Origin of the sequence: Nocardioides candidus, assembly GCF_041321175.1 — a bacterium.
Taxonomy (GTDB): domain Bacteria; phylum Actinomycetota; class Actinomycetes; order Propionibacteriales; family Nocardioidaceae; genus Nocardioides.
The window spans coordinates 1,713,686-1,729,104 of record NZ_JBGGWC010000001.1 but is presented as its reverse complement, the minus strand read 5'-3'; the positions used below and the strand labels follow the sequence as shown (position 1 = coordinate 1,729,104).

Annotated in this window: 14 protein-coding genes; 6 read left to right on the top strand and 8 right to left on the bottom strand. The window is 72.5% G+C overall.

Features of this window, described 5'->3' with window-relative positions; genetic code table 11:
* Positions 1-5: 5 nt before the first annotated feature.
* Positions 6-1,442 carry a glucose-6-phosphate dehydrogenase gene (zwf, locus tag ACAX67_RS08575; RefSeq protein WP_370703651.1) on the bottom strand — a complete coding sequence of 479 codons (1,437 nt, stop codon included), beginning with the start codon at positions 1,440-1,442 and terminating at the stop codon, positions 6-8.
* A 13-nt stretch (positions 1,443-1,455) separates the two neighbouring features.
* Positions 1,456-1,989: a TetR/AcrR family transcriptional regulator gene (locus tag ACAX67_RS08570; RefSeq protein WP_370703391.1), complete on the bottom strand. Its 534-nt coding sequence runs from the start codon at positions 1,987-1,989 to the stop codon at positions 1,456-1,458.
* A gap of 48 nt (positions 1,990-2,037) precedes the next feature.
* Between ACAX67_RS08570 and bioB the strand changes: the two genes are divergently transcribed.
* The 4 genes from bioB to bioD all read left to right on the top strand — a co-directional run bounded on the left by bioB (position 2,038) and on the right by bioD (position 6,378).
* Complete coding sequence (gene bioB / locus ACAX67_RS08565) at positions 2,038-3,231, top strand: biotin synthase BioB (protein WP_370703390.1); 1,194 nt, start codon at positions 2,038-2,040, stop codon at positions 3,229-3,231.
* A gap of 119 nt (positions 3,232-3,350) precedes the next feature.
* Complete coding sequence (bioA, locus tag ACAX67_RS08560; RefSeq protein WP_527891007.1) at positions 3,351-4,550, top strand: adenosylmethionine--8-amino-7-oxononanoate transaminase; 1,200 nt, start codon at positions 3,351-3,353, stop codon at positions 4,548-4,550.
* Positions 4,547-5,707 carry an 8-amino-7-oxononanoate synthase gene (locus tag ACAX67_RS08555; RefSeq protein ID WP_370703388.1) on the top strand — a complete coding sequence of 387 codons (1,161 nt, stop codon included), beginning with the start codon at positions 4,547-4,549 and terminating at the stop codon, positions 5,705-5,707. Before bioA ends, ACAX67_RS08555 begins: the two co-directional genes overlap by 4 nt.
* A complete protein-coding gene (bioD, locus tag ACAX67_RS08550; protein ID WP_370703387.1) occupies positions 5,704-6,378 on the top strand; it encodes a dethiobiotin synthase in 675 nt (224 codons plus the stop codon). The genes ACAX67_RS08555 and bioD overlap by 4 nt, the downstream gene beginning before the upstream one ends.
* A gap of 160 nt (positions 6,379-6,538) precedes the next feature.
* On the opposite strand, the gene ACAX67_RS08545 is transcribed toward bioD, so the two are convergent.
* Genes ACAX67_RS08545 through ACAX67_RS08535 form a run of 3 tightly spaced genes read right to left on the bottom strand, consistent with a single transcriptional unit; the run spans position 6,539 to position 9,224 of the window.
* A complete protein-coding gene (locus tag ACAX67_RS08545; RefSeq protein ID WP_370703386.1) occupies positions 6,539-7,198 on the bottom strand; it encodes a response regulator in 660 nt (219 codons plus the stop codon).
* Between the two features lie 31 nt (positions 7,199-7,229).
* Positions 7,230-8,654 (bottom strand): amidase, encoded by a 1,425-nt coding sequence (locus ACAX67_RS08540; RefSeq protein WP_370703385.1) that lies wholly within the window; start codon positions 8,652-8,654, stop codon positions 7,230-7,232.
* Positions 8,655-8,672: 18 nt separating this feature from the next.
* Positions 8,673-9,224: an NADPH-dependent FMN reductase gene (locus ACAX67_RS08535; protein ID WP_370703384.1), complete on the bottom strand. Its 552-nt coding sequence runs from the start codon at positions 9,222-9,224 to the stop codon at positions 8,673-8,675.
* A gap of 94 nt (positions 9,225-9,318) precedes the next feature.
* Here ACAX67_RS08535 and ACAX67_RS08530 point away from each other — a divergent pair, with 94 nt between their 5' ends.
* A complete protein-coding gene (locus tag ACAX67_RS08530) occupies positions 9,319-9,906 on the top strand; it encodes a TetR/AcrR family transcriptional regulator (RefSeq protein WP_370703383.1) in 588 nt (195 codons plus the stop codon).
* Here ACAX67_RS08530 and cimA read toward each other — a convergent pair whose 3' ends face one another.
* Together cimA and ACAX67_RS08520 are read right to left on the bottom strand one after the other, a co-directional pair.
* Entirely contained in the window at positions 9,907-11,514 is a 1,608-nt protein-coding gene (gene cimA, locus ACAX67_RS08525; RefSeq protein WP_370703382.1) for a citramalate synthase, read from the bottom strand. It lies immediately after the preceding gene.
* A gap of 152 nt (positions 11,515-11,666) precedes the next feature.
* Positions 11,667-13,328: a serine/threonine-protein kinase gene (locus tag ACAX67_RS08520; RefSeq protein ID WP_370703381.1), complete on the bottom strand. Its 1,662-nt coding sequence runs from the start codon at positions 13,326-13,328 to the stop codon at positions 11,667-11,669.
* Between the two features lie 121 nt (positions 13,329-13,449).
* Here ACAX67_RS08520 and ACAX67_RS08515 point away from each other — a divergent pair, with 121 nt between their 5' ends.
* Positions 13,450-14,262, top strand: a complete 813-nt coding sequence (locus ACAX67_RS08515; protein WP_370703380.1) for an FkbM family methyltransferase — start codon at positions 13,450-13,452, stop codon at positions 14,260-14,262.
* 13 nt (positions 14,263-14,275) lie between these two features.
* Here ACAX67_RS08515 and ACAX67_RS08510 read toward each other — a convergent pair whose 3' ends face one another.
* Positions 14,276-15,355: a branched-chain amino acid aminotransferase gene (locus ACAX67_RS08510; protein WP_370703379.1), complete on the bottom strand. Its 1,080-nt coding sequence runs from the start codon at positions 15,353-15,355 to the stop codon at positions 14,276-14,278.
* Positions 15,356-15,419 lie beyond the last annotated feature (64 nt).

Here is a 15,419-nt window from a genome sequence, read left to right as displayed (position 1 = left end):
GGCTCCTAGCCGTTGAGGTTCGGGTCGCGCCACTGCCGCTCGAACGGCAGCCGCCACGCGTAGGGCGCGATGAGCTGGTGGATCTGGTTGGGTCCCCAGCTCCCCTGCCGGTAGGGCCGCACGACGGGCGGGTTGTCCAGCAGCGGGGTGGAGACCTCCCACAGGCGCTCGATGCCCTCGGCGGCCGAGAAGAGCGTCTGGTCGCCACGAGCGGCGTCGTAGATCAGCCGCTCGTAGGCCTCGAGGACCGAGCCGGCCCAGTCGGTGTCCTGCATCGCGAACTGCATGGAGAGCTTGTCGAGCCGCATCCCCGGTCCGGGTCGCTTGCCGTAGAAGGACAGCGACATCTTGGCGCGGTCGGCCAGGTCGAAGGTCAGGTGGTCGGGGCCGTGGTCGCCGACGCCGGAGTGCTTCGGGAACATCGAGCGCGGCGGCTCCTTGAAGGCGATCGAGATGATCCGCGCGCCCTCGGCCATCCGCTTGCCGGTGCGGAGGAAGAACGGCACGCCTGCCCAGCGCCAGTTGTCGATGAAGCACTTCAGGGCGATGAAGGTCTCGGTCTCGGAGTCGTGCGCGACGCCCTCGATGTCGCGGTAGCCCTGGTACTGCCCGCGCACCACGTTGGACGGGTCGATCGGCAGCAGCGAGCGGAAGACCTTGTTCTTCTCCTCGCGGATCGCGTCGGGCGACAGGGAGGTCGGCGGCTCGAGGGCGATGAAGGCGAGCACCTGGAACAGGTGGGTCACCACCATGTCCTTGTAGGCACCGGTGGACTCGTAGAAGGCGGCGCGCTGATCGATCCCGAGCTCCTCGGGCACGTCGATCTGGACGTGGTCGATGTGGTTGCGGTGCCAGATCGGCTCGAACAGCCCGTTGCCGAAGCGGAAGGCGAGGATGTTCTGGGCCGCCTCCTTGCCGAGGAAGTGGTCGATCCGGTAGATCTGCGACTCGTCGAAGACCTTGTGGAGCTTGTCGTTGAGGTCCTTGGCGGTCGCCAGGTCGACGCCGAACGGCTTCTCCATGATGATCCGCGCACCCTTGGCCAGATGGGCCTCCTCGAGCGTCTTCACCACCGCGAGGGCCGCCTTGGGCGGGACGCTGAGGTAGTGCAGCCGCACGTTGTCGCCGTGCCACTCGGTCTCGGCCTTCTCGACGGCCGCGCGCAACCCGGCGGGGCCCTCCTTGCCGGGTGCCCAGTGCAGGCGCTTGGAGAACTCCGGCCACGCATCCATGTCGCCGTCGTCGCCGGCGAACTCCTTCACCGCGTCGTGCGCGAGCTCCACGAACGACTCGGTCGTGTGCTCGTCGAGCGACGTGCCGACGACCTGGAGGTCCTTGAGCAGGCCACTCTCGAAGAGGTGGAGCAGCCCGGGGAGCAGCTTGCGCCGGGCCAGGTCGCCCGTCGCACCGAAGAGCACCACCGTCACCGGCTTCATCGACATGTCGTCCACGTGCCTAACGTACGAGCCGCGCGGTGAGGCCGTCGAGGACGATCTCGAGGCCGAGCGCGAAGTCGGCGTCGTCGTCGCCCACGTGGGCGAAGGCGAAGTGCAGCACCAGCCCGGCGCCGACCCGCGCCAGGTCGTCGTCGGCCCCGGCGCGCGCCAGGGCGGCCGCCATCCTGCGCACCGGCTCCTGCGCGCCCTCGCCGCGCGCGTGCACACCGGCGATCAGCTCGGCGGCGTCGCGGTGGGAGCGCATCGCGTCGCGCAGCTCGACGCAGACCAGCCTGAGCTCGGACTCCCAGGTGACGATCTCGACGGGCCGCCGCCCGCGCTCGAGCAGCTCGTCGGCCATCGCGGCGAGCAGCTCGTCCTTGCCGGCGAAGTGGTGGTAGAGCGCGCTCGGTTGGACCCCGAGGTCCGCGGCAAGTCGTCGCATCGACCAGTCGGCGAGCCCGTGCTCGTCGAGCACGTCGATCGCGCGGGCGACCACGTCAGCACGGCGGCGCCGTACGGGCTGTGACGTGGACGTCTTTGACGCACCCATGCGCGCCACCCTAACCTGAACAGTGTTCACCTATGCCTGAGGAGACCCATGAGCACCGCCTTCGACGACCTGGCGACCCGCATCCTCGACGGGGGTGCCGCGACGCCCGAGGACGCTCTCGCCGTGCTCCGCGCCGACGACTCCGAGCTGATGGCGGTCGTCGCCGCGGCGGGCCGGCTGCGCCGCGCTCACTTCGGCAACACGGTCAAGGTCAACTACCTGGTCAACCTCAAGTCCGGCCTGTGCCCGGAGAACTGCAACTACTGCAGCCAGGCCCTCGGCTCCCAGGCGCCGATCCTCAAGTACTCGTGGCTCTCCAAGGAGGACACGCTCGCCCAGGCCGGAGCCGGGCTGCGGGGCGGCGCGACCCGGGTGTGCATGGTGTCCTCGGGCCGCGGTCCCTCCGACCGCGACATCGACAAGGTCGTCGAGATGACCGAGGCCCTCAAGGACGAGTACGACGGCGTGGAGGTCTGCGCCTGCCTCGGCCTGCTCAAGGACGGCCAGGCCGAACGGCTCAAGGCGGCCGGCGTCGACGCCTACAACCACAACATCAACACCGCCGAGTCCCACCACGACAACATCGTCCAGACCCACACCTACGACGACCGGGTCGAGACGATCGGCAGGGCCAAGACGGCCGGCCTCTCCCCCTGCTCGGGCCTCATCGCCGGCCTCGGCGAGACCGACGAGCAGCTCGTCGAGGCGCTCTTCGCCCTCCGGGAGCTCGACGCCGACTCGATCCCGGTCAACTTCCTCATGCCCTTCGACGGCACGCCCTACGAGAACACCTGGGAGCTCTCGCCGATCCGCTGCGTGAAGATCCTGGCGGCGGCGCGGATCGTGTGCCCCGACAAGGAGGTCCGGATCGCGGGCGGCCGCGAGATGCACCTGCGCTCGATGCAGGCCACCGCGCTGCACGTCGCCAACTCGATCTTCCTCGGCGACTACCTCACCTCCGAGGGTCAGGACGCGCTGACCGACCTCGAGATGCTCCGCGACAACGGGTTCGTCATCCTCGGCATGGAGGAGACGGCGTTCGAGGAGATCCTCGCCGCCCACCAGGACGCGAAGGCCCACCGGGTCGGCGCGGTCACCGCCGCGACGTGCGGCTCCGCCGGCGGCTGCGGGGACGGCTGCGGTGGGGGTTGCTCCACCGCCTCCGACACCGCCGAGGGCACCGAGCGCAACCCGTCGATCCGCCGGCGCGGAGCGGGCACCGAGGTCCCCGCGAACGCGTAGCCGGCATGAGCACGGGACATCCAGTGGCCGAGGTGGCCGTCCGCGGCCCGCTCGAGACCCTCGCCTTCGACCGCGAGCACCTCTGGCACCCCTACACGTCGATGACCGAGCCGACCCCGGTGCGGCTGGTCACGGGTGCGGACGGTTGCGAGCTGACGCTCGGCGACGGCACGCGGGTGGTCGACGGCATGTCGTCGTGGTGGGCCGCCATCCACGGCTACGGGCACCCGGCCCTCGACCGTGCGGTCGTCGACCAGGTCGGCCGGTTCAGCCACGTGATGTTCGGCGGCCTGACCCATGCCCCGGCCGTCGAGCTGGGCCGGCGGCTGGTCGAGCTCACACCGGACGCCCTGGAGCGGGTGTTCCTGGCCGACTCGGGCTCGGTCTCGGTCGAGGTCGCGATGAAGATGGTGGTGCAGTACCAGCGCGGCGTCGGTCGCCCCGAGCGCACCCGGATGCTCACCGTCCTCGGCGGCTACCACGGCGACACCTTCGACTGCATGTCGGTGACCGATCCCGTGGGCGGGATGCACACGATGTGGGCCGGGCTGCTGCCCGAGCAGGTCTTCGGGCCGCAGCCGCCGCGCCACGACGCGGGCGACGCCGAGGTCGCCGCGTGGGCAGCCGCCTTCCGCGCGGTGGCGGAGCGCCACGCTCCGGAGCTGGCCGGCATCATCGTCGAGCCGCTGCTCCAGGGCGCCGGCGGCATGCACCCCTACCCCGCCGCCTGCCTGGAGGTGTTCCGCGAGGTCGCCGACGAGCACGGCCTGGTCCTGGTGTTCGACGAGATCGCGACCGGCTTCGGGCGCACGGGCCACCTGTTCGTCTCCGAGCTGGTCACGCCCGACATCCTCTGCCTCGGCAAGGCGCTGACCGGCGGCTACGTCTCCCTCGCCGCGGTGGTCACCACCGACGCCGTCGCGCGCGGCATCTCCGGCTCGGAGTCGGGCGTGGTCATGCACGGGCCGACGTTCATGGGCAACCCCCTGGCCTGTGCCGTGGCATCGGCGTCCATCGACCTGTTGCTCGCCGGCGAGTGGCGACGCGACGTCGCCCGCATCAACGCAGCCCTGACCGGCGGGCTCGCACCCCTGCGCCGGCGTCCCGGTGTCCGCGACGTGCGCACGATCGGCGCGGTCGGGGTCGTGCAGCTCGACCACCCCGTCGACGTGGTCGCCGCCACCGACGCCGCACTCGGGGCGGGCGTGTGGCTGCGGCCCTTCCGCGACCTGATCTACACCATGCCGCCGTACGTCATCGGCGACGCCGAGCTGGACCGCCTCGTCCACGGGATCACGGCGGCGGTGGCCTCGCAATGACGTGGAAGGACTGGCTGGCCGAGCAGGCCGCGCAGCGCGAGGAGGCCGGGCTCACCCGTCGGCTCCGCCCCCGGGCGGCCGACGACCCGACGATCGACCTCGCGGGCAACGACTACCTGGGCCTGTCCGGCCACCCGGACGTACGGCGGGCCGCGGCCGATGCCGCGCTCACCTGGGGCGGTGGCGCGGGCGCCTCACGGCTGGTGACCGGCACCCTCGACGTGCACGCCGAGCTGGAGCAGGAGCTCGCCCACTACCTGGGCCAGGAGTCCGCGCTCGTGTTCTCCTCTGGCTACGCCGCCAACCTCGCGGTCGTCACGGCGCTCGCCGACCGGACCGCGCACATCGTCTCCGACGCGCACATCCACGCCTCGCTGGTCGACGCGGCACGGCTCTCGCGTGCGCGGCTGACCGTGGTGCCGCACAGCGACGTCGACTCCGTGAGAGCTGCCCTGGAGGAAACGGTCGCTGGTCGAGGAGGTCGCCCCGGCGACCGTCACGAGACCCGGGGGACCCGCACCCTCGTGCTCGCCGAGTCGGTCTACTCCGTCCTCGGCGACGCCGCTCCGCTGGTCGACCTCGCCGAGGCCTGCGCCGAGCACGGCGCCCTCCTCGTGGTCGACGAGGCGCACGGACTCGGCGTGCACGGACCGGGCCTGGTCGCCACGACCGGCCTGGCCGGCCATCCCAACGTCGTCGTCACCGCGACGCTGTCCAAGTCGCTCGGCAGCCAGGGCGGCGCCGTGCTCGGCCCCGTCGCCCTGCGCGAGCACCTGGTCAACCGGGCCCGGCCGTTCATCTTCGACACCGCCCTCGCACCGGCACCGACGGCTGCTGCACTGGCCGCGCTCCGGGTGGTGCGTGCCCGGCCGGACCTGCCGGCGGTCGTGCACGACCGGGTGGCCTCGCTCGCGAGCGCGCTCGGCGTCGTACCCCCTGCGGGCGCGGTGCTCTCGATCCCGATGCCCTCGCCGCAGGCCGCGGTGGCCGCCCAGGCCGACGCCCTCGCCGAGGGCATCCGGGTCGGCTGCTTCCGCCCGCCCTCCGTGCCCGACGGCGTCTCGCGGCTGCGGGTGACCGCCAGCGCCGGCATCGAGCAGGACGACTGGGCCCGCGCCGTCGCGGCGCTGCTCCGGATCGTGGCGGCCCACTCGTGACCCGCCGCATCGTCGTGGTGACCGGCACCAACACCGGCGTGGGCAAGACCATCGCGACCGCGGCACTCGCCGCGACGTCCGTGGACGTCGTGGTCGTCAAGCCCGTGCAGACCGGGATCGTCGACGACGACCGGGACGCCGACACGGTGGCCCGGCTGACGGGCGTGCCGACCCAGGAGTGGACCTCCCTCGACGACCCCCTGGCCCCCGACACCGCGGCGCGCCGCCAGGGCGTGGCGATCCCCCGCGTCGAGGAGTACGCCGACCGCCTGGTCGCGCTCTGCGAGCACCACGGCACGGTGGTCGTCGAGGGTGCGGGCGGCCTGCTGGTGCGGCTCGACGCCGACGGCGGCACGCTGCTCGACCTGCTGTCCGCCCTGCGCGCCGTGAAGCCGGCCGACGTGCGCCTGGAGGTCGTGGTGGTCTGCTCGGCGGGCCTGGGCACCCTCAACCACACCGAGCTGACGTTGCACGCCCTGCGGGCCGCCTCCTTCGACGCCTCCGGCCTGGTCATCGGGTCGTGGCCCGAGTCGCCCGGCCTGGCCGAGGTCTGCAACCTGCAGGACCTCCCCCGGGTCGCCGGGGTCCCCCTGCTGGCGGTCGTCCCCGCCGGCGCCGGCACGCTCGACCGCGACCGGTTCCGCGACCAGGCGCCCGGCTGGTTCAGGTAGCGCGCTTAGTCGTTTGAACGGGCAGCGGTCCCGCGCCCCTTCCGCGCCCGCGGCGAGGGTGCCTAGCCTTGGAGAGTCCTCCCGGACAAACCCTCAAACGGCCCGCGTGGTGCTCACCTGGTGGGGGGTGAGCATCACGCCGGACGTGAGGAGCCCGCGGTCAGCCGGGCTCGACCTCGCCGCGCAGGATCGCGAAGGCGGCGTCCCGATCGGTCACCCGGAGCTTCTTCAGCGCCGACGACACGTGGACGCGAACGGTCGAGCGGGACAGGAAGAGCCGTCGCGCGACCTGGTCGGTCGTGAGGCCCGAGCCCAGCAGCTCCATCACCTGCCACTCGCGCGCCGTGAGCTTCGACGCGCCCGGCGAGGTCTGCACGTAGCGCGGCAGCGCGGGTGAGCGGAACTCCTCCGCCATCCGGCGCACGAGGTGGCGCGGGATCGCCGCCTCGCCGTTGAGCACGCCGCGCAGCGCGTCGCCGAGCCGGCTGGGGTCGGTGGTCTTCAGCAGGTAGCCGGACGCGCCGGCGCGCAGGGAGTCGAAGAGGTCGTCGTCGTCGGCGGAGGCGGCCCACATCACCAGCGCCGCGTTGGGCAGCCGCCGCGCGAGCTCGCGGGCCGCGGTCATGCCGTGGCCCGGCAGGTCGACGTCGATCAGCACGACGTCGGGACGCTCGGCGATCGCGATGTCGACGGCCTCGTCGGCCGAGCCCGACTGCCCGCACACCTCGCAGTCGTTGGCCTCGAGGGCGGCGACGATGGCGGCACGGGCGGTGTCGTCGGCGTCGGCCACGACGACGCGGACCCGGAGCGGGGGACTCACGCCGGACATGACACCACGAAGGCCCGCCGGATCACCACAGGGGTGGCCGCCTGTCGTGCCAGGAGCTGGCAGCCTCGACCTGGGCGGCGAGCGAGAGGAGGGTCTCCTCGTCGGCCGGACGGGCGGCCAGCATCACCCCGACAGGCAGTCCCTCGGACGTCCAGTGGAGCGGCAGGGAGATCGCCGGCATGCCGGTGACGTTCCACGCCGACGTCCACGGCGTGAAGCGCTTCTGCGCCTCGAAGTCCGCCGCCGGGTCCTCGTCGTCGCGGATCGCACCGACCGGGAGCGGCGGCGTGGCCAGCGTCGGCGTCAGCACGGCGTCGTACGGCGCCAGCCCGACGAGGGCGTCGGCGGCGTAGCGCCGCAGCGCCCCGATGGCCAGCCCGAAGTCCGGCGCACTGACGGCCGCGCCCCGCTCGCCCAGCCACTGCGTCAGCGGGCGCAGCAGCACCCGTTGGTCGGCGGACAGCGGCGTCACGGACTGGGCGGTGAGCACGGCCCAGCAGATCTCGAAGGTGCCGACAGCGTCCGGCGGCAGCGGCACCGGCACGTCCTCGATCACGTGCCCGAGGTCGGCGAGCAGGTGGGAGGCGTCGTCGTAGGCCTGCCGACAGGCCGGGTCGACCTCGACGTCGGCGATCACCGGCTGGACGAACCGCGCGATCCGCAACCGGCCGGGATCGCGTCGGGTCGCCTCGAGGAACGTGCCGGACGGCTCGGGCGCCCACGAGGGGTCGCTCACCCGCCGACCGGCCAGCACGTCGAGCAGCGCCGCCGCGTCGGCGACCGTGCGCGCGAGGGAGCCGCTGGTCGAGAGCCCGATGGGGTCGCCGTACATCGGGAAGCCGCTGATCCGGCCGCGCGTCGGCTTCAGACCGACCAGCCCGCAGCACGACGCGGGGATCCGGATCGAGCCGCCGCCGTCGGAGCCCTGCGCCACCGGCACCAGGCCCGCGGCGACCGCGGCCGCCGCGCCGCCGGAGGAGCCGCCCGCCATCCGGCTGGTGTCCCAGGGCGTCACCGCGGGGGGCCTGCCCTCGGGCTCGGTGTAGCAGGGCGAGCCGAACTCCGGGGTGCTCGTCTTGCCCACGCTCACCAGCCCGGCCGCCTCCATCGCCAGCGTCACGGCGTCGGAGACCTCGGGCACGAAGCCGCGGAAGGCCGGCGAGCCGAACTCCGTCGGCACGCCCGCGGTCAGGTTGAGGTCCTTGATCGCGGTCGGCACGCCCGCCAGCGGCGATGCACCCTCCCCGACCGGTCCGACTGCAGCGACCTCACGGGCCCGGGCGCGCGCCAGGTCGGGGTCGAGACGCGCGAACGCGCCGGCCACGAAGTCGTGATCGGCGCGTTCGATGCGGTCCAGGTAGTGGTCGGTCAGCTCGACCGAGCTGATCTTCCCCGACCGGAGGAGTGCTCCCTGCTCGAGGGCGCTGAGCTCGTGCAGGTCTGCCACACGAGCAACCTACCCGGCTCAGGCAGCCGCGGTCTCGATGTCGTACGACGCCAGCTCGCTCACCGCGGCGACGAACTTCTCGACGGTCTCGGCGTCGGCCGACGGGTCGGCGCCCCAGGCGTAGGCGTGGGACAGGACGACGTCCTCGACGACCGCCGCACCGGCGATGCGCGCCGACTTGCGGGTGTCCTCGTGGGCCCACTGGCCGCCGTACTGGCCGACCGCCGTGCCGACCACCGCGAGGGGCTTGTCCTTGATGGCGCCCTCGCCGAACGGGCGGGACGCCCAGTCGATCGCGTTGTTGAGCACGGCCGGCATGGTGCCGTTGTACTCCGGCGTGATGACGAGGAGGCGGTCGGCGGCGGCGACCTGCTCGCGGAGGCGGACGACGGCCTGCGGGGCGCTGTCGCCGTCGAGGTCCTCGTTGTAGAACGGGAGCTCGCCGAGGCCCTCGGCGATGTCGACGGTGACGCCGGCCGGAGCCTGGGCGCGGATCGCCTCGGCGATCTTGCGGTTGTGCGAGTCGGCGCGGAGGGAGCCGACGAGGACGAGGACGCGGGTGTCAGTCATGTGGGTCGAAACGGACCGTGGTCCGCATTCATTCCCGGACCGGGTGAAGTTTTTCCGGGACCGCGGTCGGCGACCCGCCCTAGAGTGACCGGCGATGTCGAAGCCGCTCCCCCTGCTCACGTCTCCCCCGCCCGAACGACGTGATGCGGCCCGCAACCGCGAGGCGCTGATGGAGGCTGCCCTCTGCCTCGTGGAGGAGCACGGCGTGCGCGGCGTGACCATGGACCAGCTGGCGGCGCGGGCGGGCGTCGGCAAGGGGACCGTCTTCCGGCGCTTCGGCAGTCGCGAGGGGCTGATGGGTGCCCTGCTCAACCATTCCGAGACCGAGTGGCAGGCCGCGGTCATGGGCGGACCTCCCCCGCTCGGCCCTGGCGCCGAGCCGCTCGACCGGCTGCTCGCGTTCGGCGAGTCCCGCATGCTGCTCAACATCAGGCACGCGGAGCTGATCCAGGCTGCCGGCAATCCCGGGGCGCGCAGCTTCGCCGCGCTGTCGTTCACGACGATGCACGTGCGCTACCTGCTCGGCCAGCTCGGCGTCCAGGGCGACCTGGGCTACCTGGCGACCGCGCTGGTGGCGCCCCTGGAGATCATCGTCCTGCGCGAGCAGGTCGACCGCGAGCGCGTCTCGATGGAACGGGTCACGGCCGGCTGGGCCGACCTGGTCAGACGCGTCGTCGCCTGATCACTCGACGTGGTGGCGCACCAGCCCGTAGGTCAGCCCGTCGACCAGAGCCCCCCACGACGCCTCGATCAGGTTGGCGCCCACCCCGACCGTGACCCACGACGACTCCCCGTCGCTGGTCTCGATGAGCACGCGCGTGATCGCGTCCGTGCCGTGCCCCTGGTCGAGGATGCGCACCTTGAAGTCGATGAGCTCGAACTTCGCGATCGCCGGGTAGGCCTGCACGATCGCCGTCCGCAGCGCCTGGTCGAGCGCGTTCACCGGGCCGTTGCCCTCGCCGGTGACGACGTAGCGCACGCCGGCGGCCCGGAGCTTGACCGTGGCCTCGGAGACCGCGTCCTCACCCGGCCGCGCGTGGGTGAGCGTCTCGGTGATGACGCGCCACGACTCGACGTCGAAGTACGACGGCCGCGCGCCCTCGACCTCCTCGAGCAGCAGCAGCTCGAAGGATGCGTCGGCGGCCTCGAAGGTGTAGCCGCGCGCCTCCAGGTCCTTGACCCGGGCGGTCACGCGGGTGACGACCTCGGGGTGCTCGGACAGGTCGATGCCGAGCTCCTTGCCCTTCAGCTCGATCGAGGCGCGGCCGGCCATCTCCGAGACGAGCAGGCGCATGTCGTTGCCGACGCCCGCCGGGTCCATATGCTGGTAGAGGTCCGGGTCGACCTTGATGGCGCTCGCGTGCAGGCCGGCCTTGTGCGCGAAGGCCGAGACGCCGACGTACGGCTGGCGCGAGGCGGGGGGCACGTTGGTGACCTCCGCGACGGCGTGCGCGATCCGGGTCGCCTCCGAGAGCAGGCCGGGCGGCAGCACCTGGCGGTCGAGCTTGAGCTCGAGGTTGGCCACGACGTTGACGAGGTCGGCGTTGCCGGTGCGCTCGCCGTAGCCGTTGATGCAGCCCTGCACGTGCGTCGCTCCGGCCTCGACGGCCGCGAGCGTGTTGGCGACCGCGCAGCCGGTGTCGTTGTGGCAGTGGATGCCCACCCGCACCCCGGTCGAGCTCACGACGTCGTGGACCACGTCGGCGACCCAGCCCGGCAGCATGCCGCCGTTGGTGTCGCACAACGCGACGACGTCGGCCCCGGCGTCGTACGCCGTCCGCAGCACCTCGAGCGCGTAGGAGCGGTCGAGGCGGTAGCCGTCGAAGAAGTGCTCGGCGTCGAGGAAGACCTGCTGACCCTCCGCCGTCAGGTGGCTGACGGTGTCGCGCACCATCGCGAGGTTCTCCTCCAGCGTGGTGCGCAGCGCCTTCTCCACGTGGCCGGCGTGCGACTTCGCGACCAGCGTCACCACGCCGGCTCCGCTGTCGCGCAAGGCGGCGACGAGCGGGTCGTCGGCCGCGACCGCGCCGGCGCGCCGGGTGGCACCGAACGCGGCCAGCCGCGCGTGCTGCAGGTAGAGCTCCTGCGTGGCGCGCCGGAAGAACTCCGTGTCCTTCGGGTTGGCGCCGGGCCAGCCGCCCTCGATGAAGCCGACGCCGAGCTCGTCGAGCTGGCGGGCGATGGTCAGCTTGTCCGCCACCGTCGGGTTGAGGCCCTCCTGCTGCATGCCGTCGCGCAGGGTCGTGTCGTAGACGTGGAACGCACCGTGCAGGTCCAGAGGCTGGTTCATCGATCTCATCTCTTCCAGGCAAAACAAAAGCCTCTCGAAGGGAACGAGAGGCTGGCGCGTCGGGCGGGATCGGTCCCGTTCGACGCGCTACGCAATGATGATCTGGTGCTGTCGCACCCGACCAGTGTGCCACAGCGCTCCGGCGCGTCGGCTCAGATACCGAACGGCGGACCGGACCCCGGCAGCCAGTGCACACCCTCGACGCTGACCACCAGACCGAGCAGCCCGGCGGCCAGGACGAGCACCGCGCAGAGCGGCAACCACCGCCGCCAGGTGCCCGTCATCGGGTAGAGCAGCTTGGAGACCGGCGAGCGGAACCGGCTCGCGCCCGGGCCCGACCACAGTGCGATGCCGAGAGCGGTGCCGGCGGCGAAGAGGGTCGTCGCGCCGTCGAGCGCGAGGGCGTAGCAGACCAGCCCGGCCGCGAGCGCGAGACCGAGGCTCCAGGTCACCAGCACGGCCGTGCCGGTGACGGCCCGCACCGAGTGCCACGGCGTGGAGAAGGCGGCCAGCGCGCCGTCGTACCAACGGGTGCCGCGCAGCGTGCGGCGGTCCGCGACCGCCGAGCCCGCCAGCGACCCGGTGCGAAGCAGCCAGACGCCGAGGACGACCGCCAGCAACGTGACGTACGGCGCCAGGGCGGTGAGGCTGCCGAGGACCAGTCCCCCGCAGGCGACCGCCAGGCCGCGGCGGATGCGCTCGGCGACGGGCACCCGGGGCGGCGGGGCGAGGAGCGCGGGGTCCCACGGGTAGCCCGGGGCCGGGTTGCCCGGGGCATCGGGCCCCCAGGCCGGAGCCCCGATCGTGGCCGGCGGGCCGGGTGGCGGGGACGGCAGGTCGGAGGTCAGCACCCGGGTCGCGTGCGCCGACGGTGGCGGTGGCGACCCGTGGGCGACGGGCGCGTAGGCACCGTTGGCCAGCGCCACCGGCAGCGTGAAGTCGTCGTCGATCCCGCTCCGCTCGACCGGCGGGGGCGCTGCCGGAGCCGACGGCTGGGTGCTGAGCGGGCGCAGCCAGGCGAGCAGCTCGGCCAGGGTGGGCCGCGCGAGCGGGTCGGGGTCGAGCGCGGCGTGGAGCACCGCGGCCAGCGGGCCCTCGATGCCGACCAGGTCGTGCTCGCCGCGCCGCGCGCGGTCCATGATCGCCATCGACGGTCCGCGTCCGAAGGGCGGCCGGCCCGTCGCGCCGTAGGCCACCGTGGCCGCCCAGGCGTAGATGTCGGCCGCGGGCGTCGGGTCGTCGCCGTACAGGATCTCCGGCGCGAGGTAGCCCGGTGTGCCAAGCAGCCAACCGGTCTGGGTCAGCCGTGGGTCGTCAGCGACCCGGGCGAGGCCGAAGTCGATGAGGATCGGGGTGCGTCCCTCCATCAGCACGTTGGACGGCTTGATGTCGCGGTGGAGCACGTCGGCGTGGTGGACGGCCGCGATGCCTTCGGCGAGGCACCCGGCGAGCCACAGCAGGTCGCGCCCGTCGACCGGCCCCTCGTCGAGCACGTGGTCGTGCAGCGACAACCCCGGCACGTAGCGGGTGACGACGTAGGGCACGTCGGCCCACGGGTCCGCGTCGAGGAACTCCGCGATCCACGGGCTGCGCACGAGGGTCAGCGTGTTGACCTCGCGCGCCAGCCGCTGGCGGGCCTCCTCGTCGCCGACGATGTGGGGCCGCAGCACCTTGAGTGCCACCCGGCGTCCGTCGTCGGCCCGTGCGAGGTGGACGATGCCCATGCCGCCCTCGCCGAGCCGGGTCAGCAGCGTGTAGTCGCCCACGCGTGGGGGCGACTCTCCCGCGGCGGGGCCGACTGCTGGGCTCGTCACGCGACGAGGCTACCCAGCGGGACCGCGTCCGAAGCTCAGGCACGGCGGGTTTGCGTTGCCCCGGATGGCTTCCGGGTACCTTGAGGTCAGCTGCACGACCACTCGGGGAAGGTACGGCACCTTGCAGGACATCTCGGACCCACTCGTCACGCGCGCCTTCGACGCGGCCTACCGCCACTGGTCGCACCTGCTGGCCGACCGCGCCCGCAAGCTCCCGAAGGAGCTCGTGGGCGAGCGCGTCGAACAGCGGTTCCGTCGGCTGTGCCTCGAGCTCGCGCCGACGCTCGCCCTCGAGGTCGGCGCGCACGAGGCGACGTTCAGCGCCTGGCTCAAGGCCGAGCTGCCCGCGACCCGCTGCGTCGCCTTCGAGGCCAACCCCTACGTCCACGAGAAGTACGCCGGCGAGCACGCCGACAGCGGCGTGGAGTACCACCACCTGGCGGTCTCGGAGGTCGACGGCACGGTCGAGCTGGGCATCCCCCGCCAGCTCCACAACACCCGCCGAGGGCGGCGCTTCGACAAGGACCGTGACAGCCGGATGGCCAGCCTCGCGCACCATCGCTACGCGGAGGAGACCGAGACGGTCGCCGTGCCGTCGGTGCCGCTCGACGACTTCGTCAGCGTCGCCGACGACGACGTGGTCGTCGCCTGGATCGACGTCGAGGGAGCGACCGGGCAGGTGCTGAGCTCGGGCCAGAAGGTCCTCGCCCGGGCTTCACTCGTCTACGTGGAGGTCGAGAGCGAGCAGGTCTGGGACGGCCAGTGGCTCGACACCGACGTGGCGCGCTTCCTCGCCGGCTGCGGACTGGTGCCGGTGATGCGCGACGTGCAGCGGGCCCACCAGTACAACGTGGTGTACGTCGACGCCGAGCTCGCTTCCCGGCGACGGATCGCGCGCCAGGTCAACGCGATCTACAGGCGGGCGCGCGCCTGAGGTCCGGGCGATCTCAGACGCTCTTGTGCATCCAGCCGAACGTGTCCTCGGCCCGACCGAACTGGATGTCGACCAGCGCGTCACGGATCGCCATCGTGAGCTCGGTGCTGGCGGGGGCGGGCGACTCGCCGTCCTTCGTCTTCAGGCTGCCCACGGGGGTCACGACCGCCGCGGTGCCGCAGGCGAAGATCTCGGTGATCCGGCCGCTGGTCACGCCCTCGATCCACTCGTCGATGCCGAACTTCCGCTCGGTCACCTGGTAGCCCATCTTCCCGGCGAGCTCGATGACCGAGGCCCGGGTGATGCCCTCGAGGATGGTGCCGGTCTCGGGCGTGACGATGGAACCGTCGTCGTAGACGTAGTACATGTTCATGCCGCCGAGCTCCTCGACGTACTTGCCCTCCTCGGCGTCGAGGAAGACCACCTGGTCGCAGCCGTGGGCGTAGGCCTCGCGCTGGGCGACCAGCGAGCTGGCGTAGTTGCCGCCGGTCTTCGCCGCGCCCATGCCGCCGCGGCCGGCGCGGGTGTACTCCTCGGTGAGCCAGAGGTTGACCGGCTTCGCGCCGCCCTTGAAGTAGGCACCGGCGGGGCTGGCGATCACCATGAAGGTGACGTGCTCGGCCGGCCGGACGCCGAGGAACTTCTCCGACGCGAACATGAACGGCCGGATGTAGAGGCTCTTCTCGCCCCCCTGGTCGTTGGCCGGCACCCAGCGCTGGTCGACCTCGACGAGCGCGTCGACGGCCTGGACGAAGTCCTCGACCGGGAGGGCGGGCAGCGCGAGGCGCTCGGTCGAGCGCACCATCCGCTCCGCGTTGGCCTCGGGACGGAACAGCCACACCGAGCCGTCGTCGTGGCGGTAGGCCTTCATCCCCTCGAAGATCTCCTGCGCGTAGTGCAGGACCGCGGCCGCGGGATCGAGCGTGATCGGCCCGTACGGCGTGATGCGCGCGTCGTGCCAGCCCTCGGCCGGCGTCCACTCGACCGTGAACATGTGGTCGGTGAAGTGCGTGCCGAAGCCGGGGTTGGCGAGGATCTCGGCCAAGCGCGCGTCGTCGGTCGGGGTCGGCGAGAGGGTGGTGCTGATCTGCATGGCAGCCAATTTAGTCGTACTTCCTAGTAGTTGGGATCGGCCGGGCAGCCGAATCGGCGACCGG

Coding starts and splice junctions, on each gene's coding strand:
- ACAX67_RS08530 (WP_370703383.1), top strand. CDS start 9,319: ATGTCGAAGCCGCTCCCCCTGCTCACGTCTCCCCCGCCCGAACGACGT.
- bioB (WP_370703390.1), top strand. CDS start 2,038: ATGAGCACCGCCTTCGACGACCTGGCGACCCGCATCCTCGACGGGGGT.
- cimA (WP_370703382.1), bottom strand. CDS start 11,514: ATGAACCAGCCTCTGGACCTGCACGGTGCGTTCCACGTCTACGACACG.
- zwf (WP_370703651.1), bottom strand. CDS start 1,442: ATGTCGATGAAGCCGGTGACGGTGGTGCTCTTCGGTGCGACGGGCGAC.
- ACAX67_RS08555 (WP_370703388.1), top strand. CDS start 4,547: ATGACGTGGAAGGACTGGCTGGCCGAGCAGGCCGCGCAGCGCGAGGAG.
- ACAX67_RS08535 (WP_370703384.1), bottom strand. CDS start 9,224: ATGACTGACACCCGCGTCCTCGTCCTCGTCGGCTCCCTCCGCGCCGAC.
- ACAX67_RS08570 (WP_370703391.1), bottom strand. CDS start 1,989: ATGGGTGCGTCAAAGACGTCCACGTCACAGCCCGTACGGCGCCGCCGT.
- ACAX67_RS08510 (WP_370703379.1), bottom strand. CDS start 15,355: ATGCAGATCAGCACCACCCTCTCGCCGACCCCGACCGACGACGCGCGC.